This is a genomic window from Streptomyces sp. NPDC092952 (assembly GCF_044754785.1).
GTDB lineage: Bacteria > Actinomycetota > Actinomycetes > Streptomycetales > Streptomycetaceae > Streptomyces.
Genome location: NZ_JBIVPT010000015.1, coordinates 36,164 through 52,766 on the forward strand (window position 1 = coordinate 36,164; position 16,603 = coordinate 52,766).

Sequence of the window (16,603 nt, forward strand, 5' to 3'; positions counted from 1 at the left end):
TGTCCTTCCTTAGAAACTTCATGATGTGACGGAGTGCCCACGGTCCGTGTCCGGAGCGCCCGTGGGCAGGGAACTGTGCGGCTCCATCCTGCCCGCAACACGCATAAACCGGCGGTAAGGCGACGCCACCCTGGCCCGGCTCACGGGAATTCACCGGATTTTCCGCCCAGTTGAGGTTTCTCGGGTCCAAGGCCCGGGGAGGACGAATGCACACCCGAGATCACGCCTTGAATGTGGCGTGCCACAGGCCACTCCGTCCCCGGAGAGCGCGTGATCACCCGCCCTACCGCCACCGCGCGGAGGGAAACCCCGGGCACACCCCCGTGCCACCGACCCACGATGAGGGGGCGCATTATGGACGCTTTCACCGCAGGTCTGCTGCAGCGGATCAGGACCACCGAGCACGACCTCACCCGGGCCCGCGAGACGGGCGACGACTTCCTCGCGGACGTCGAACAGAGCGAACTGGACGACCTTCACCGCCTCGCCGCCGAGCACGGCGTCGAGATCGGCGCCAGCAGCGTCTGAGCACGTCGGCGGGCAGGGCCCCGACACCGGTCACCGGTGTCGGGGCCCTGCCCGTGCCGGACACCCCCAGGGGTTGTCCTAGTCGTGCCAGGCGCCGTGCTCCTCCAGGAGGGCCTGGAGCGGCTCGAAGACGCCCGGGGTGGCGGCGACCGCCAGATCGCCGTCGGCGGGCCGGCCGGGGCGTCCGCCGGTGTACGCGCCCGCCTCGCGGGCGATGAGGTCGCCGGCCGCCAGGTCCCAGGGGTGCAGCCCGCGCTCGTAGTAGCCGTCCAGGCGCCCCGCGGCCACGTCGCAGAGGTCCACGGCGGCCGATCCGCCGCGCCGGATGTCGCGCAGTCGCGGGATGAGCCGCCGCGCCACCTCCGCCTGGTGGGTACGGACCTCGGCCACGTAGTTGAAACCGGTCGAGACGAGTGCCTGGTCGAGCGGGGGTGCGGGGCGGCAGCGCAGCACGGTGCCCTCGCCGAAGGCGCCGCCCGAGGCGTGGGCCCCGGAGCCGAGCACCGCCCAGTAGGTCTCCCCGCGCATCGGGGCCGCCACGACGCCCACCAGCCGCTCGCCGTCACGCTCGGCGGCGATGGAGACGGCCCAGGTGGGGAGGCCGTAGAGGTAGTTCACCGTGCCGTCCAGCGGGTCGATGACCCAGCGGACGCCGCTGCGGCCCTCGGTGCCGCCCCCTTCCTCGCCGAGGAAGCCGTCGTCCGGGCGGTGGTCCCGCAGGAACGTGGTGATCAGCTTCTCGGCGGCGATGTCCATCTCGGTGACGACGTCGATCGGGCTGGACTTGGTCGCGGCCACCCCCAGGTCGGCCGGGCGGCGGTCACGGAGCAGCGCACCCGCGCGGGCGGCGGCGTCCAGGGCGAGATCGAGCAGCGCGTCCAGGTCGTGTTCGTACACGGCTCTCCAGGGATCGGCGGGCGTGGGGCGGGCTGTCAGGCGTACGGGCTGTCGGCGCCCGCGGCGGCGGGCCGGGCGGCGCGGGCCGGGCAGCACCCGACCGGGCAGAGGTCGTGGGACGGCCCCAGCGCGCCCAGCGCGCACCGCTCCACGCTCTGTCCCCGCTCGGTCGCGGCCCGCTCCAGCACCAGTTCACGCACGGCGGCGGCGAACCTCGGGTCGGCGCCCACCGTCGCGGAGCGCCGCACCGGCAGGCCCAGCTCGGCGGCGCGGGCGGTGGCCTCGGTGTCGAGGTCGTACAGCACCTCCATGTGGTCCGAGACGAAGCCGATGGGGGCCATCACCACGGCGGGCACCCCGTCGGCGTGCAGCGCCTCCAGGTGGTCGCAGATGTCGGGTTCCAGCCACGGGATGTGCGGGGCGCCGCTGCGCGACTGGTAGACGAGCCGCCAGGGGTACTCGATGCCGGTCTCCTCGCGCACCGCGTCGACGATCAGCCGGGCGACGTCGAGGTGCTCGGCGACGTAGGCGCCGCCCTCGCCGTGCGCCTCCGCCGGACCGGAGGTGTCCGCGGCGGAGGTGGGGATGGAGTGTGTGGTGAAGGCGAGGTGCGCCCCCGCGCGTACGTCCTCGGGGAGGTCGGCCAGCGCGGCGAGGACCCCCTCGGCCATGGGCGTCACGAACCCGGGGTGGTTGAAGTAGTGCCGGAGCTTGTCGACCCGGGGCACGGGCAGCCCCTCGGCCTCCAGGGCGGCCAGCGCGTCGGCCAGGTTCTCCCGGTACTGCCGGCAGCCGGAGTAGGAGGCGTAGGCGCTGGTCGCGAGGACCGCGATCCGGCGGTGACCGGCGGTGACCATCTCGCGCAGGGTGTCGGTGAGGTACGGGGCCCAGTTGCGGTTGCCCCAGTGGACCGGCAGGTCCAGCCCGTACTCGGCGAAGTCCTTGCGCAGGGCGTCCAGCAGCGCGCGGTTCTGGGCGTTGATCGGGCTGACGCCGTCGAAGAGGAAGTAGTGCTTGCCGACCTCCTTGAGCCGCTCCTCGGGAATACCCCGGCCCCGGGTCACGTTCGCGAGGAACGGAACCACGTCGTCCGGGCCTTCGGGGCCACCGAAGGAGAGCAGCAGCAGGGCGTCGTAGGGGGCGGGATCACGCAGATCGGACATGACACCGATCCTGCCACTCCCGCCGGGCCGCCCTCCCACCGACATCGATTCCAGGCATCCCCCGATGCCCGGCCGATCCGCCCGACCGTAGGCTGTATCGGTTGAAAGCGCGCCGTTTCCGCGCGTATGCCCACGCCGCCCCGGAGCACCCCTTGCCCAGTCCCTACCGCGCGATATTCGCCGTCCCCGGCACCAAGAGGTTCTCGGCGGCCGGATTCCTCGGCCGGATGCCGCTGTCCATGATGGGCATCGGCGTCGTGACCATGATTTCCCAGATCACCGGCCGGTACGGGCTGGCCGGCGCGCTGTCGGCGACGCTGGCGATGTCGGCGGCGGTGCTCGGGCCCCTCATATCCCGGCTCGTCGACCGGCACGGGCAGCGCCGGGTGCTGCGCCCCGCCACCCTCGTCGCGCTGGCGGCGGTGGCCGGGCTCCTGTTCTGCGCGCAGCAGGGGCTGGCCGACTGGACCCTCTTCGTCTTCGCGGCGGGCGTCGGGTGCGTCCCCAGCGTGGGGTCGATGATCCGGGCCCGGTGGGCGGAGATCTACCGCGGCTCGCCCCGCGAGCTGCACACCGCGTACGCCTGGGAGTCGATCGTCGACGAGGCGTGCTTCATCTTCGGGCCGATCATCTCGATCGGCCTGTCCACCATCTGGTTCCCGGAGGCCGGGCCGCTGCTGGCGGCGGTGTTCCTCCTGGTCGGTGTCGTATGGCTGACCGCCCAGCGGTCCACCGAGCCGGTTCCGCACCCGCGCCGGGCCCAGGGTGGCGGCTCCGCGCTGCGCTCCCGGGGGCTCCAGGTCCTCGTGGTGACCTTCGTGGCCACCGGGATGGTCTTCGGCGCCGTCGACGTGGTCACCGTGGCCTTCGCCGAGGAGCAGGGCCACAAGGCCGCGGCGAGCCTGGTGCTGGCCGTCTACGCGCTCGGTTCGTGCCTGGCGGGAGCGGTCTTCGGGCTGCTCCACCTCAAGGCCCGGGCGAACATCCGGTGGCTGGTGGGCGTGTGCGCGATGGCCGTGAGTATGATCCCCCTCCAACTGGCCGGGAACCTGCCGTTCCTGGCCGCGGCGCTCTTCGTCGCGGGCCTGGCCATCGCTCCCACGATGGTCACCACCATGGCTCTCGTCGAGCAGCACGTACCGCGTTCCGAGCTGACCGAGGGCATGACCTGGACGAGTACCGGGCTGGCCGTCGGGGTCGCGCTCGGTTCCTCGGCCGCCGGCTGGGTGGTCGACGCCTCGGGGGCGAGGGCGGGGTACGTGGTGCCCCTGGTGGCGGGAGCGCTCGCGGCCGCGGTGGCGTTCCTGGGGTATCGCCGGCTCAGCGGGCCGGTCCCTAGCGAAGGGCACGCGGAAGATGACCGACGCACGGACGAAGACGAACGCGTGGCGTAACTGGGCCGGGAACGTCACCGCCCGTCCGGTACGGACGGTGACGCCCGCGTCCGTCCCCGAGCTCGCCGAGGTGCTGCGCCGGGCCTCGGAGGACGGTCTGCGGGCGAAGCCGGTCGGCACCGGGCACTCGTTCACCGCGGCGGCCGCCACCGACGGCGTGCTGATCCGCCCGGATCTCCTCACCGGCATCCGGAGCATCGACCGCGAGGCGATGACGGTGACCGTCGAGGCCGGCACCCCGCTGAAGCGGCTGAACGCCGCCCTGGCCCGCGAGGGCCTCTCGCTCACCAACATGGGCGACATCATGGAGCAGACGGTCGCGGGCGCCACCTCGACGGGCACCCACGGCACCGGACGGGACTCGGCGTCCATATCCGCCCAGATCCGCGCCCTGGAGCTGGTCACCGCCGACGGCACGGTGCTGACCTGCTCGGAGAAGGAGAACGCCGACGTCTTCGCCGTGGCCCGGATCGGGCTCGGCGCGCTGGGCGTCGTCACGGCGATCACCTTCGCCGTGGAGCCGGTCTTCCTGCTGACGGCCCGCGAGGAGCCGATGGGCTTCGACCGGATCATGAGCGACTTCGACGAGCTGGTCGCCGAGAACGAGCACTTCGAGTTCTACTGGTTCCCGCACACCGGGAACTGCAACACCAAGCGCAACAACCGCAGCGCCGGCCCCGCCGCCCCGCCCGGAAAGGTCAGCGGCTGGATCGAGGACGAGCTCCTCTCCAACGGGATCTTCCAGGTGGCCTGCTCGCTCGGCCGGGCGGTCCCGGCGACCATCCCGTCGATCGCCAGGCTCTCCAGCCGCGCCCTGTCGGCCCGGACCTACACCGACATCCCGTACAAGGTCTTCACCAGCCCGCGCCGGGTCCGCTTCGTGGAGATGGAGTACGCGGTACCGCGCGAGGCTGCCGTGGAGGCGCTGCGGGAGCTGAGGGCGATGGTGGAGCGCTCGCCGTTGCGGATCAGCTTCCCGGTCGAGGTCCGCACCGCCCCCGCCGACGACATCGCGCTCTCCACGGCCTCGGGCCGCGAGAGCGCGTACATCGCCGTCCACCTCTACCGGGGCACGCCGTACCAGGCGTACTTCACGGCGGTGGAGCGCATCATGACCGCCCATGCCGGGCGCCCGCACTGGGGCAAGGTGAACACCCGCGACGCCGAGTACCTGGCCGGGGTGTACCCGCGCTTCGGCGAGTTCACCGCGGTCCGCGACCGGCTGGACCCGGACCGGCTCTTCGGCAACGACTACCTGCGCCGGATCCTGGGCGAGTAGGCCGGGTCCGGCCCCGGGCCGGTCACCGACCGGCGCCGGTGCCGTCGCCCTGGGCCGGGGCATCGCCGACCGCGGGGGCCGCCGGTTCGGTGGTGGAGCCTCCGCCGGACGCCCCCGGGGAAGGGGTGGTCTCCGGGGCCGGGTCCGTGGAGCCGCCGGTGGAACCGGACGGCGCGGGGTCGGCCGTCGGACCGGTGGAGGGCCGGCCGCTCTGTGCGGGGTCCGGGGTGCGGCTCGCGCCGCCCTGCTGTTCCGTCCCGGGCGTCGTGCCGCCCTCCCGGTCCGGGGCCCCGTCCCGGCCGGTGCTCGTCGACGACGGTGCCGGGACGTCCGTACCGGAGTCCCGCTCGCCGCCGCCGCGCACGACGGAGCCGACGGTCGTCCCGTGGCCGCCGCTCAGGTCGCCGCCGGAGACCAGCTCGTACGTGGTGATCCCGGCCATGGCGAGGACGAAGACCACGGCCGCGCCGAGCGCCGAGCGCCTCCAGCCGCGCAGTCGGGTGCCGTGCGTGGTGGCCTCGGAGAACTCCCCGTCCGGGACGGGGTGCGCGGTGGTGAGCAGCTGGGTCGCGTCCGGCGCCCGGAGCATCCGGGTACGGTCCGGGTCGTCCGCCGCGGGCAGCACCGCGGTGGCGTCCGCCGCCCCGGCGCCGTACGGGGCCCGCGGGCCGTGCCCGGGCGTCCTCGCCGCACCGCCCCCGCCCGATCCGCGCGCCTGCACGGTCACGTCGCGGATCTGCTCCCCGGTACGCCGGAAGAGGTGCTGGAAGACCGAGCCGCCGCAGGTGGCGACGATGCTCATCACCCCGGCGCCGAGGATCGTTCCGTACACGCCCAGCTGGGAGGCGGCCACCGCCGCCGCGACCGCCGCGACGGCGCTGCCCGCCACCTGCGGCAGGCTCAGATCGATACGCCTTTCCTTGGGTTCTATGTCATTTTCCGGCTTCTGCACTGTTTTCCGCCCTCTATTGACATCTCCCCCACCATGCACCAGGAAGGGACATATGAGCGAAGCGCTTAGTTCCGCTTCGGGGGATTGTGTGAAGCAGGACACCTGACAAGCGCCCACTCACCCCGGCCCGGCATCCAACTCCCGCACCTCGCGACAACTTCGACGGCGCGGCGGTCCACCCTGATGGCCCGAATGGAGTACTGTGTCGAGCCCTGGGGCCGGATGCCCGCGAGGGTGTTCCGGATCTTCAAAAAGGGAGCCGAAGGAGGCACTCGATCCGGCGGCGCCGCGGCATTACACGGAGACCGACTACATGAAGTGACCAAAAGTCACTTTCTGTTGCAGAATAGGTTCCTGTGTCACACCGGCGGTCAAGGGCTCGCGCCCGACACACCGGGCAACACAGCAATGTTGTGGCAGGCTGCACCCGGGCAGGCCACACTCGACTAGCGGAAGCAGCGACGCAGGTGACGTCGGCAGGCACCACCCGGGAGGTCCCCATGCCCGAACTGCGTGTCGTGGCCGTCTCCAACGACGGCACACGACTGGTGCTCAAGGCTGCTGACAGCACGGAGTACACACTCCCGATCGACGAGCGGCTGCGGGCCGCCGTGCGCAACGACCGCGCGCGCCTCGGCCAGATCGAGATCGAGGTGGAGAGCCACCTCCGCCCCCGCGACATCCAGGCCCGGATACGAGCCGGCGCCTCCGCCGAGGAGGTCGCCCAGTTCGCCGGGATCCCGGTCGACCGGGTCCGCCGCTTCGAGGGCCCCGTGCTCGCGGAGCGCGCCTTCATGGCCGAGCGTGCCCGCAAGACCCCCGTGCGCCGCCCCGGCGAGAACACCGGCCCCCAGCTCGGCGAGGCCGTGCAGGAGCGGCTGCTGCTGCGGGGCGCCGACAAGGAGACCGTCCAGTGGGACTCCTGGCGCCGGGACGACGGCACCTGGGAGGTCCTCCTGGTCTACCGGGTCGCGGGCGAGCCGCACTCGGCCAGCTGGACGTACGACGCCCCGCGCCGCCTGGTGCAGGCCGTGGACGACGAGGCCCGTTCGCTGATCGGCGAGACCGACGACGTCGCCGCTCCCGAGCCCAGCTTCCCGTTCGTGCCCCGGATCGCCCGGCTGCCGCGCGACCGGCCGCTGGACCGCGCCCTGGACCGCCAGATCGAGCGGCCCGCGGTTCCGCCGCCCCCGCCCGAGCCGGAGGAGCACATCGCGTCCGTCTCGGCCGGTGAGCGTGATTCGCTGACCAGCCTGCTGGAGGCGGTGCCGAGCTTCCGCGGCGACATGGTGGTGCCGGAGCGGCCGTCGCAGCCGGAGCCGCCCGCCATCGAGCCCGCCGCGCAGGAGCCGGAGGCGGACGAGCCGCCCGCCGCGGCGTCCGCGGGCGCCGGTTCCGCCTACGCCGATGTGCTGATGCCGAGGGCGGTGGCGGGCCACCGCGACCGGCTGACCGGCACGACGGACCGCCAGGCCGAGGCGGACGGCGTCCGGCCGGGCCGCCGGGCCGCCGTTCCGACCTGGGACGAGATCGTCTTCGGCACCCGCCGCAAGAAGCAGGACTGAGCGGGGTTCACCACAGCATGAGGAAGGCCCGTACGCCCTCGCGTACGGGCCTTCGTGCCGATCCCCCGTTACTGGGGCCCGGGCCCCGTGGCGACCGGGCGGGACTCGTCGCCGGACCACTCGGACCAGGAGCCCGCGTACAGCGCGGCGGGCAGACCCGCGACGGCCAGGGCCAGCACCTCGTGGGCGCCGGAGACCCCGGAGCCGCAGTAGACGCCGATCTCCGCCGCCCGGTCCGCTCCGAGCGACGAGAAGCGTGCCGCCAGCTCCCCGGGGGCCAGGAAGCGGCCGTCGGCACCGGTGTTCTCGGAGGTCGGGGCCGATACGGCGCCGGGGATGTGGCCGCCCACCCGGTCGATCGGCTCCACGTCGCCCCGGTAGCGCTCGGCGGCCCGCGCGTCGAGCAGCAGGCCGGAACGGGCGAGCGCGGCGGCCCCGTCCGCGTCGAGCAGCGGCAGCGCTCCGGGGACGGGGCGGAAGTCGCCCTCGGCCGGGGCCGGGGTCTCCTTCTGGAGCTCGCCCGGCCATGCGGCGAGGCCGCCGTCCAGGACCCGGACGTCCTCGTGCCCCGTCCAGCGCAGCAGCCACCAGGCACGCGCCGCCGCCCAGCCCTGGCCGCCGTCGTACACGACCACCGGGGTGTCCCCGGAGACTCCCGCCCGGCGCATGACCGCGCCGAACTCCTCCGGATCGGGCAGCGGGTGGCGGCCGCCGCGCCCGGCCGGACCGGCCAGCTCCGCGTCCAGGTCGACGAAGACGGCGCCGGGGATGTGCCCGGCCTCGTAGTCGGGCCGGCCGTGCGGGCCGCCCAGCTGCCAACGTACGTCCAGGAGCACCGGCGGACGTGGCCCCGCCGACTCGTCGGCGTATGCGGATGCGCTGATGATGGGCTTCATGGGGGCCATCCTCGCGCAGGAGCCGCCCGTGCCGTAGCACCTTCCAAACGGTCGCACCGTGGCAATCCGGTCTCTCTGCGTCGAGTTCCGGAACGACGCGGCGCGGCCGGACGCTTCGTGCGCCGGGTGGTGCCACCATCTGCACGGGGCGTCCACATCCCGTTCCGCATGACGGCACGCCGGCTCCGTCCCCGTACGGCCACCCCGATGGTCCGAGGAGAGTGACGATGACCGAGGCTGCCGCTCCGCGTACGCCCGGAAGCCCGTGCTGGGTGAGCCTGCTCGTGCACGGATTGGGCACCACCCAGGACTTCTACGCCGACCTGTTCGGCTGGGAGTTCGTGCCGGGACCCGACCAACTGGGCCCGTACGTCCGGGCCCTGATCGGTGGGAAGGTGGTGGCCGGGATCGGGCAGTTGCCGCCCGACCGGCATCTGCCGGTCGCCTGGACGACGTATCTGGCCAGTGACGACGTGGATCTCACCGCGGAGGCCGTCCGGTCCTGCGGGGGCACGGTCGCCGTGGGGCCGCTCGACGCCGGTGAGTCGGGCGAGGCGGGCCGGATGGCCATCGCCTCCGACCCGGGCGGCGCGGTCTTCGGGATCTGGGAGGCCGCCGCGCACCTCGGCACCGCGCTCGCCGGGGCCCCGGGCACACCGGTCTGGAACGAGCTGGTCACCAGGGAGACCTCGACGGTCTGCAAGTTCTACCAGACGGTCTTCGGCTACGAGGCGGAGGCAGAGGTCTCCGCCGACTTCGACTACCAGACGCTGCGTCTGGACGGCTGCCCGGTGGCCTCGTTGCACGGGGTCGGCCATGCGCTGCCGCGTGACCGGGGGCCGCACTGGATGACGTACTTCGAGGTCGCCGACACCGACGGGGCCGCCCGTCGGGTGGTGGAGCTCGGCGGCCAGGTGCTGCACCCGCCCCGGGACGGGGCGAGCGGGCGGGTGGCGACGGTTGCGGACCCGGAGGGCGCGGTGTTCGCGATCGTGCGCTCGGCGGCGGCCGGTTAGGGCCTGTCCGGCAGGTCAGCGGGCCCGGGTCCGTTCGACGTGGCGGCGGGCGGGTCCGGCCAGCCGGGCGTGCAGCTCGTCGAAGAGCTCGGAGGCGTACGTTCCGCTCCACTCCTCGGGGAGCAGTTCCCGGGCGAGGCCGGGGTCGAGGTAGACGAGCCTGCGCCAGTCGGTGAGGAGTCCGATGTACGCCGTGAACGCCTGGCGGTCCGTCACCGCGGCGCCGCTCGCGATCCGTTCGGCCACCGGGCGGTGCGCGGCCAGGAACGCGACGTACAGCCGTTGCAGCCGGGCGGTGTCCCACCAGGAGCGGACCTTCGTGGCGAGTTCGGCGGCGTCGCCCCCGGCGGCGGCCAGGTAGTCGGCCCGGAAGAGGTCGGTGTAGGCGCGCAGTCCGTGCCGGGCCAGCATGGATTCCGCCTCGTCGTGGACGTGGCCGGGGGCGATCCACACCCCGGCGGACACGGAGCCGAAGCCGAGCCGGGTGAGCTCGGTGCGCAGGGTGTGCCGTCTGGCCCGTTCGGACTCCGGCACCGAGAAGACGACCAGTACCCAGCCCTCCTCGACGGTGGCCCGGCGGGCGGCGAAGATGCGCGGGTCGCCGTCGCGCAGGATGCGTTCGGTCGCGGGCGAGACGCGGTATCCGGCCGCCCCGGAGACCGACCGGGCCTCCAGCAGTCCGGCCCGCTTCAGCCGGGAGACGCTGGACCGCACGGTCGGTGCCTCGACGTCGAGATCGGCGAGCAGCTGGATCAGCGAGGCCACCGACATCCAGCCGTCGGTGTCGCGCGCGTACAGCCCGTAGACGGTCACGATCAGCTGCCGGGGCTGCACCTTGGCCAGCGGGCCCGGTCCGGACCCGGCTGATTCTCCGCTCGCCATGTTCACGCCGTCATCCTAAGCAGCCCGTCGGGGACGGCGGCCGGACGGCCCGGGTACGGCGGTTCAGGCGGGGCCGACCGGCAGCACGTCCGGGGAGAGCGTGGCGGCGCGGGCGCTCGCGCTGGTGGTGCGGCGCTGGTGGTGACGGCGGCACAGCACCTCGTAACCGACCTCGCCGACCTGCTGGTTGACGTCGCCCACGACCACCTGGGCTCCCTCGACGACCATCTGACCTCCGACCGTCCGGGCATTGTGCGTGGCGCGGGCGCCGCACCAGCAGAGCGCCTCGACCTGGAGCGTCTCGACCCGGTCGGCCAGCTCGATGAGCCGCTGCGAGCCGGGGAACAGCTTGGTCCGGAAGTCGGTGGTGATGCCGAACGCGAAGACGTCCAGGTCGAGGTCGTCGACGACACGTGCGAGCTGGTCGATCTGGCCGGGCGCCAGGAACTGCGCCTCGTCCACGATCACGTAGTCCGCCCGGCCGCCCCGGCTTATCCGGTCGACGAGATGGGCGAAGAGGTCCATCCCCTCGTCGGCCTCGACGGCTTCGGTGACCAGGCCCAGCCGCGAGGAGAGCTTGCCCTCCCCCGCCCGGTCGTCGCGGGTGAAGATCACGCCTTGCAGGCCGCGTGCCGAGCGGTTGTGGCCGATCTGGAGGGCCAGCGTGCTCTTTCCGCAGTCCATCGTTCCGGAGAAGAACACAAGCTCGGACATGAGAGGTCCAGCACCTTTCGGGCGGGGAGGGGACGGGTGGGAAAAAGAGGTTACGAGCGTACTTCGAGCAGCGGGACGAGCTGCTCGACGGGGGTCATCGAGCCGTGCACACCGACCATCGCGGACTCGTTCGGCTCGTTGACGGAGGCGGTGATGATCACGTCGTCGTGGGCCGCGGCGACGACGTCGCCGATCCGGCCGTGGACCCGCTCGTCGATCCTCGGGCCGAACCAGCCGGCCGCGATCGCCTCCTCACGGCTCGCCACCCAGAACTGTTCGCCGAGCACGTCCCGCCAGACGGCGAGGACGTCGTTCTCGGCCCCTGGCACGGCGTACACATGGCGGGCCCGGCCCTCGCCCGCGAGGAGGGCGACGCCCGCGCGCAGCTCCCAGTCCTCGTCGAAGTCGATCCGGGACTGCTCGTCGAACGGGATGTCGATCATGCCGTGGTCGGCGGTGACGTACAGCGCCGAGCGGGGCGGGAGCTGCTCGGCCAGGCGCCGGGCCAGTCCGTCCACGTACATCAGCTGGCCGCGCCAGGCGTCGGAGTCGACGCCGAAGCGGTGGCCCTTGCCGTCGACCTCGCTGTAGTACGTGTAGACCAGCGTCCGGTCGGCGGCGGCGAGCTGGGCGGCGGCGGTGTCCATCCGCTCCTCGCCGGAGAGCCGGCCGAGGAAGGAGCCGCCGCTGAGCGCGACCTCGGTGAGCGGGGTCCGCTCGAAGTCGGGGGCGGAGACCTGGGCGGTGCGCACCCCCGCGGCGTCGGCGAGCCGGAAGACGGTGGGGTACGGCTGCCAGGCGGCCGGGGGGACCCAGGGGCGCCAGCGGAGCTGGTTCATCAGCTCGCCGGTCTCCGGGTTGCGCGCGGAGTAGCCGGGCAGGCCGTGCTTCCCGGGCGGCAGCCCGGTGCCCACGGAGGCCAGCGAGGTGGCCGTGGTGGCGGGGAAGCCCGCGGTGATCGGGCGGCCGGTGCCGCCGCGCGAGGTGGGGAGCAGGGAGTGCAGGAAGGGCGCCTCGTCGGGGTGGGCCTTGATCTGCTCCCAGCCCAGACCGTCGATCAGGAACACGCAGTTCCGGTCGGCGGGGGTGAGCTCGGGGATCGCGGCGGTGAAACCGGGCACCCCCTGTCCGGCGACGAGCGTGGGCAGCAGGTCGGCGAGCGAACCGCTGCCGTACTCGGGGACCGGGGCGCTCTCCACCGTGAGCGGATCGGGCTCCTGCCAGGCCGGCTGAGCCATCAGCGGCCGGTCGCCGCGGTCGCGGCCGTGGCCTCGGAGAGCGACTGGGCGAAGGCGAGGGTCTGGCGCACGGTGTCCGGGCCGTCACCGGCCTCGCTGACCCGCAGGCTCAGATCGTCGGCCGTCGTGTTGCCGGTGTAGCCGTGGTCGGCCTCGCAGTTGGGGTCGCCGCAGGCGGCCGGCTCCAGGTCGATCCGGGAGACCGCGCCCCAGCCGATGGTGAGGACGACCTCGCGGGGCAGCGTGCCCGGCACGTACTTCTCCGGGTTGGCCACGACCCGGCTGACCACGACCGACGAGATCCGGTCGAGCTTGACCGACTCGGTGGAGGTGGTGGCGTACGGGGTCGGGGAGCTGGTGTCCGCGTTCTGCTCGTCGGTGTGGCTGACGATGAAACGGTTGTCCGTCAGGACCAGGACCGTGACATGGCGGCGCACCTCGTTGGAGTCGAAGGTGGTCTCCTGGTGCACCAGGTACGAGGCGACCGGCTCGCCGCCCACGGCGGCCTCCACCGCCTCGGCCACGAGGGCCGGGTAGTAGCCACTGCGCTCGATAGCCGCGCGCAGCCCCTGGGTCGTCGTACCGGTCTTTGCCATGGGCACCATCCTACGGGGGCCCGGTGACTGCCGGGGACGGCGTGCGGCGGGGCGGAGCGCCGTCGTGTCCGGGTCAGTAGTTGGGCAGGCGGCGCGGGCCGAGGTCGGTACGGGCCGGGGGCGGCGAGAGGCGGACGCTCGCGCCGAGGACGGTCAGTCCCCGGGTGGCGACCACCACCGGTTCCAGGGCGACGGAGACCACCTCGGGGTGGTCGTCGACCAGCCGGGAGACCCTCAGCAGCAGCTCTTCGAGCGCCGCGGTGTCCACCGGCGCGGCCCCGCGCCAGCCGAACAGCACCGGGGCGGCCCGGATGGACCGGATCAGCTCCGCGGCGTCGCGGTCGGTGGCCGGGACGAGGCGGTGGGCGGTGTCGCCGAGCAACTCGGAGGGGGCCCCGGCGAGCCCGAAGGAGAGGACCGCGCCGGCCGCCGGGTCGATCGTGGCCCGTACGACGGTGTCGACCCCGCGCGGCGCCATGGACTGGACGACCGGCTGGAGTTCGGCGGGCCCGCCGAGCAGCCCGGTCAGCTCGCCGTAGGCCCGGCGCAGCGCGTCCTCGTCGGCGAGGTCGAGCCGGACGCCGCCGAGGTCGGCGCGGTGGCGCAGGTGGGGGGCGGTGGTCTTGAGCGCCACGGGGTAGCCGAGCCGGGCGGCCGCGGCGACGGCGGCGTCCGGGCCGGGGGCCGGGAGCGTCGGCCGTACGGTGATGCCGTAGCCGGCCAGGAGCTCGCGGGCCTCCTCCGTGCCGAGCTGCCGGCCCCGGGGGTCGGGGTCGGGGCCGAGGAGGGTGTCGATGAGCTGGGCGGTGCCCGGCCCGTCGATGGTGTCGTCGAGGAATTCGGGCACCTTGCCGGGGACGGCGGACTGCCGCCGCCACTGGGCGTACCGCACGGCCTCGGCCAGGGCGCGGACCGCCCGCTCGGCGGCGGGGTAGGCGGGGATGCGGCCCGGGGCGCCGCTCTCCTGCGGTGGTGGTGTCTGCGGGTCCCGTTGGTCCGCCGGGGCGGTCCGGGGCGCGGACGGGCGGGCGACCGTGCCGCTGGCGGCGGCCAGGGCCTTGGCGAGTCCGCCGATCTCCACGTGCACGACGGCCACCGGCTTGGCCGGGCCCGTGGCGGCGGCCGCGCGCAGCGCCTCCGCCAGCACCTCCCCGTCGCCCGCCTCCGCCTGTCCGTCCTCGCCGACCCAGGGGATCGCCGTCACGATCACGGCGTCGCAGCCGTCGTCGGCCAGCGCCTCGGTCAGGGCGTTCCGGAAGTCCTGCGGGGTGGCGGCGGTGGTGAGGTCGAGGGGCAGGCGCGGGCGCAGCCCTTCGGCGAGGCAGGCGTCGTACGTGAGGAGGCCGAGCGATTCGGAGTTGCCGAGGATCATGACCCGGGGGCCGGCGGGCAGTGGCTGGTCGGCGAGGAGGAGGCCCGCGTCGACCATCTCCGTGACCGTGTCGACCCGGATCACGCCCGCCTGCCGCATCAGAGCCGAGACCGTCGCGTCCGGGATCCGCCTGGTCGGCACCGCGTGGCCGGGCGGGGTGGAGCCGCTGTGCCGGGCGCCCTTGACCACGACCACCGGTTTGACGGCCGCGGTACGGCGGGCGAGGCGGGTGAACTTGCGGGGGTTGCCGATCGACTCCAGGTACAGCAGGGCCACGTCGGTGTCGGGGTCCTCGTACCAGTACTGGAGGAAGTCGTTGCCGGAGATGTCGGCGCGGTTGCCCGCGGAGATGAAGGTGGACAGGCCCGCGCCGCGCCGGTAGAGGCCGGAGAGCAGGGCGATGCCGATCGCTCCGGACTGGGTGAACAGGCCGATCCGGCCGCGGGCGGGCGGCTCGGGGGCGAGCGAGGCGTTCAGCCGGACCGGTTCCGCGGTGTTGATGAGGCCGAAGGCGTTCGGGCCGATGATCCGCATGCCGTACGAGCGGGCCTGCCGGACCAGTTCGCGCTGCCGGTCCCGGCCCTCGGCGCCCCATTCGGCGTAGCCGGCGGAGAGGACGACCAGGCCCTGGACCCCGTGCTCGCCGCAGTCCGCGACGGCTTCCGGGACGCGGTCGGCGGGCACGGCGACGACCGCGAGGTCGACCGGTTCGCCGATCCCGCCGAGGGAGCGGTGGGCGGGGACGCCGTCGATCGTCTCCTGTCCGGCGGCGAAGGCGTTGTTGACGGCGTAGGTCCGGCCGGTGAAGCCGGCGGCCAGGACGTTGCGCAGGACGGTGCGGCCGACGCCGCCGGGGGTCCGGCCGACGCCGATGACGGCGACGGAGCGGGGGGCCAGCAGGCGTTGTACGGAGCGGGCCTCGGCCCGGTGCTCACGGCCGCGCTGGACGGCGAGGGACTCCTCGGTCGGTTCGAGGTCCAGGGTGAGGTGGACGGAACCGTCCTCGAAGCTGCGCCGCTGGGTGTATCCGGCGTCCCGGAAAACCTTGATCATCTTCGTGTTGGCGGGCAGCACCTCGGCGGCGAAGCGGCGGATGCCGCGCTCGCGGGCGACGGCCGCGATGTGTTCGAGGAGGGCCGAGGCCACGCCCCGGCCCTGGTGCGCGTCCTGGACCAGGAAGGCGACCTCGGCCTCGTCGGCGGGGGCGGAGGCGGGCCTGCCCCGCTCGTCGATCCGGTCGTAGCGGACGGTCGCGATGAACTCGCCGCCGACCGTGACGGCGAGCCCCACCCGGTCGACGTAGTCGTGGTGGGTGAAGCGGTGCACGTCCCGGTCGGACAGCCGGGGGTACGGGGCGAAGAACCGGTAGTACTTCGACTCGTCGGAGACCTGCTCGTAGAAGCTGACCAGCCGCTCGGCGTCGTCCGTGGTGATGGGCCTGATGCGCGCGGTGCCGCCGTCGCGGAGCACCACGTCCGCCTCCCAGTGGGCGGGGTAGGCATGAGGCGGGCTCTGCTCCTGGGCGGGCTCCATGGGCAAAGCGTACGACTCCGTCAGCGGTCGCGTACGTACCGGGGCCGGGGCAGTCTGGGAGAGCCGATCAAGGGGCACCGCGCACGTCACGGGCGTCCTGGGGTCCGGCCGGAGCACCGCGCACCACGTGCGAGAATGGTCTAGACAACTAGTGATTCCTGAAGGGCAGAACCATGGCTGAGCGCCGCGTCAACGTCGGTTGGGCCGAGGGCCTGCACGCCCGCCCCGCTTCCATCTTCGTCCGTGCCGCCACGGCCTCCGGCGTCCCCGTGACGATCGCCAAGGCCGACGGTTCCCCGGTGAACGCCGCGTCCATGCTCGCGGTGCTCGGGCTCGGCGCGCAGGGCGGCGAGGAGATCGTGCTCGCTTCCGAGGCGGACGACTCCGAGGCCGCTCTGGACCGTCTGGCGAAGCTGGTCGCCGAAGGGCTCGAAGAGCTCCCGGAGACCGTCTGAGGCTTCCTCCCCGAGAGAGCCGCGGCACCTTGAACCGGAGCCGCGGCTTTTTCATGCCCCGAAGAATTCCACCGGAAAAGAAAGGGACAGCGGGGAAGCCCCCCCCCTTTCACCGGCAGAGGA

Annotated in this window: 15 protein-coding genes; 6 read left to right on the plus strand and 9 right to left on the minus strand. The window is 73.5% G+C overall.

Annotated features, from left to right (window positions below):
* Positions 1–354 precede the first annotated feature (354 nt).
* The gene (locus ACIQGQ_RS28395) at positions 355–528 is read left to right on the plus strand and encodes a hypothetical protein (RefSeq protein WP_352273234.1); all 174 of its coding nucleotides are present in this window, start codon (positions 355–357) and stop codon (positions 526–528) included.
* A 78-nt stretch (positions 529–606) separates the two neighbouring features.
* Here the strand turns inward: ACIQGQ_RS28395 and ACIQGQ_RS28400 are convergent, their stop codons facing one another.
* Both ACIQGQ_RS28400 and ACIQGQ_RS28405 read right to left on the minus strand, forming a co-directional pair.
* A complete protein-coding gene (locus tag ACIQGQ_RS28400) occupies positions 607–1,425 on the minus strand; it encodes an inositol monophosphatase family protein (RefSeq protein WP_402400702.1) in 819 nt (272 codons plus the stop codon).
* A 35-nt stretch (positions 1,426–1,460) separates the two neighbouring features.
* Positions 1,461–2,588 carry a ferrochelatase gene (locus ACIQGQ_RS28405; protein ID WP_366296746.1) on the minus strand — a complete coding sequence of 376 codons (1,128 nt, stop codon included), beginning with the start codon at positions 2,586–2,588 and terminating at the stop codon, positions 1,461–1,463.
* A 152-nt stretch (positions 2,589–2,740) separates the two neighbouring features.
* Between ACIQGQ_RS28405 and ACIQGQ_RS28410 the strand changes: the two genes are divergently transcribed.
* Both ACIQGQ_RS28410 and ACIQGQ_RS28415 read left to right on the plus strand, forming a co-directional pair.
* Positions 2,741–3,982 (plus strand): MFS transporter, encoded by a 1,242-nt coding sequence (locus tag ACIQGQ_RS28410; RefSeq protein WP_402400706.1) that lies wholly within the window; start codon positions 2,741–2,743, stop codon positions 3,980–3,982.
* Positions 3,945–5,261: a D-arabinono-1,4-lactone oxidase gene (locus tag ACIQGQ_RS28415; RefSeq protein ID WP_402400709.1), complete on the plus strand. Its 1,317-nt coding sequence runs from the start codon at positions 3,945–3,947 to the stop codon at positions 5,259–5,261. The genes ACIQGQ_RS28410 and ACIQGQ_RS28415 overlap by 38 nt, the downstream gene beginning before the upstream one ends.
* A gap of 22 nt (positions 5,262–5,283) precedes the next feature.
* On the opposite strand, the gene ACIQGQ_RS28420 is transcribed toward ACIQGQ_RS28415, so the two are convergent.
* Positions 5,284–6,159, minus strand: a complete 876-nt coding sequence (locus ACIQGQ_RS28420) for a hypothetical protein (RefSeq protein WP_402400925.1) — start codon at positions 6,157–6,159, stop codon at positions 5,284–5,286.
* A gap of 554 nt (positions 6,160–6,713) precedes the next feature.
* On the opposite strand from ACIQGQ_RS28420, the gene sepH reads away from it, so the two are divergent.
* On the plus strand, positions 6,714–7,778 hold the full coding sequence (sepH, locus tag ACIQGQ_RS28425) for a septation protein SepH (protein ID WP_352273239.1): 1,065 nt from the start codon (positions 6,714–6,716) through the stop codon (positions 7,776–7,778).
* A 68-nt stretch (positions 7,779–7,846) separates the two neighbouring features.
* Here the strand turns inward: sepH and ACIQGQ_RS28430 are convergent, their stop codons facing one another.
* Positions 7,847–8,674, minus strand: coding sequence for a sulfurtransferase (locus ACIQGQ_RS28430; protein ID WP_402400711.1), 828 nt, complete (start codon positions 8,672–8,674; stop codon positions 7,847–7,849).
* Between the two features lie 227 nt (positions 8,675–8,901).
* On the opposite strand from ACIQGQ_RS28430, the gene ACIQGQ_RS28435 reads away from it, so the two are divergent.
* Positions 8,902–9,690 carry a VOC family protein gene (locus ACIQGQ_RS28435; protein WP_402400714.1) on the plus strand — a complete coding sequence of 263 codons (789 nt, stop codon included), beginning with the start codon at positions 8,902–8,904 and terminating at the stop codon, positions 9,688–9,690.
* 15 nt (positions 9,691–9,705) lie between these two features.
* Here ACIQGQ_RS28435 and ACIQGQ_RS28440 read toward each other — a convergent pair whose 3' ends face one another.
* The 5 genes from ACIQGQ_RS28440 to ACIQGQ_RS28460 form a co-directional block, all read right to left on the minus strand.
* Positions 9,706–10,572 (minus strand): PaaX family transcriptional regulator C-terminal domain-containing protein, encoded by an 867-nt coding sequence (locus ACIQGQ_RS28440; RefSeq protein ID WP_402400928.1) that lies wholly within the window; start codon positions 10,570–10,572, stop codon positions 9,706–9,708.
* Positions 10,573–10,635: 63 nt separating this feature from the next.
* Positions 10,636–11,286 carry a thymidine kinase gene (locus ACIQGQ_RS28445; protein ID WP_402400717.1) on the minus strand — a complete coding sequence of 217 codons (651 nt, stop codon included), beginning with the start codon at positions 11,284–11,286 and terminating at the stop codon, positions 10,636–10,638.
* Positions 11,287–11,336: 50 nt separating this feature from the next.
* On the minus strand, positions 11,337–12,524 hold the full coding sequence (locus ACIQGQ_RS28450; RefSeq protein WP_402400720.1) for an alkaline phosphatase family protein: 1,188 nt from the start codon (positions 12,522–12,524) through the stop codon (positions 11,337–11,339).
* Positions 12,524–13,120 carry a DUF5998 family protein gene (locus ACIQGQ_RS28455; protein ID WP_352273245.1) on the minus strand — a complete coding sequence of 199 codons (597 nt, stop codon included), beginning with the start codon at positions 13,118–13,120 and terminating at the stop codon, positions 12,524–12,526. The genes ACIQGQ_RS28450 and ACIQGQ_RS28455 overlap by 1 nt, the downstream gene beginning before the upstream one ends.
* Before the next feature lie 73 nt (positions 13,121–13,193).
* Positions 13,194–16,025 (minus strand): GNAT family N-acetyltransferase, encoded by a 2,832-nt coding sequence (locus tag ACIQGQ_RS28460; protein WP_402400723.1) that lies wholly within the window; start codon positions 16,023–16,025, stop codon positions 13,194–13,196.
* Between the two features lie 173 nt (positions 16,026–16,198).
* Between ACIQGQ_RS28460 and ACIQGQ_RS28465 the strand changes: the two genes are divergently transcribed.
* Positions 16,199–16,480, plus strand: coding sequence for an HPr family phosphocarrier protein (locus tag ACIQGQ_RS28465; RefSeq protein ID WP_352273247.1), 282 nt, complete (start codon positions 16,199–16,201; stop codon positions 16,478–16,480).
* Positions 16,481–16,603: the final 123 nt, after the last annotated feature.

Coding starts and splice junctions, on each gene's coding strand:
- ACIQGQ_RS28395 (WP_352273234.1), top strand. CDS start 355: ATGGACGCTTTCACCGCAGGTCTGCTGCAGCGGATCAGGACCACCGAG.
- ACIQGQ_RS28405 (WP_366296746.1), bottom strand. CDS start 2,588: ATGTCCGATCTGCGTGATCCCGCCCCCTACGACGCCCTGCTGCTGCTC.
- ACIQGQ_RS28415 (WP_402400709.1), top strand. CDS start 3,945: ATGACCGACGCACGGACGAAGACGAACGCGTGGCGTAACTGGGCCGGG.
- sepH (WP_352273239.1), top strand. CDS start 6,714: ATGCCCGAACTGCGTGTCGTGGCCGTCTCCAACGACGGCACACGACTG.
- ACIQGQ_RS28430 (WP_402400711.1), bottom strand. CDS start 8,674: ATGAAGCCCATCATCAGCGCATCCGCATACGCCGACGAGTCGGCGGGG.
- ACIQGQ_RS28435 (WP_402400714.1), top strand. CDS start 8,902: ATGACCGAGGCTGCCGCTCCGCGTACGCCCGGAAGCCCGTGCTGGGTG.
- ACIQGQ_RS28440 (WP_402400928.1), bottom strand. CDS start 10,572: ATGGCGAGCGGAGAATCAGCCGGGTCCGGACCGGGCCCGCTGGCCAAG.
- ACIQGQ_RS28445 (WP_402400717.1), bottom strand. CDS start 11,286: ATGTCCGAGCTTGTGTTCTTCTCCGGAACGATGGACTGCGGAAAGAGC.
- ACIQGQ_RS28450 (WP_402400720.1), bottom strand. CDS start 12,524: ATGGCTCAGCCGGCCTGGCAGGAGCCCGATCCGCTCACGGTGGAGAGC.
- ACIQGQ_RS28455 (WP_352273245.1), bottom strand. CDS start 13,120: ATGGCAAAGACCGGTACGACGACCCAGGGGCTGCGCGCGGCTATCGAG.
- ACIQGQ_RS28460 (WP_402400723.1), bottom strand. CDS start 16,025: ATGGAGCCCGCCCAGGAGCAGAGCCCGCCTCATGCCTACCCCGCCCAC.
- ACIQGQ_RS28465 (WP_352273247.1), top strand. CDS start 16,199: ATGGCTGAGCGCCGCGTCAACGTCGGTTGGGCCGAGGGCCTGCACGCC.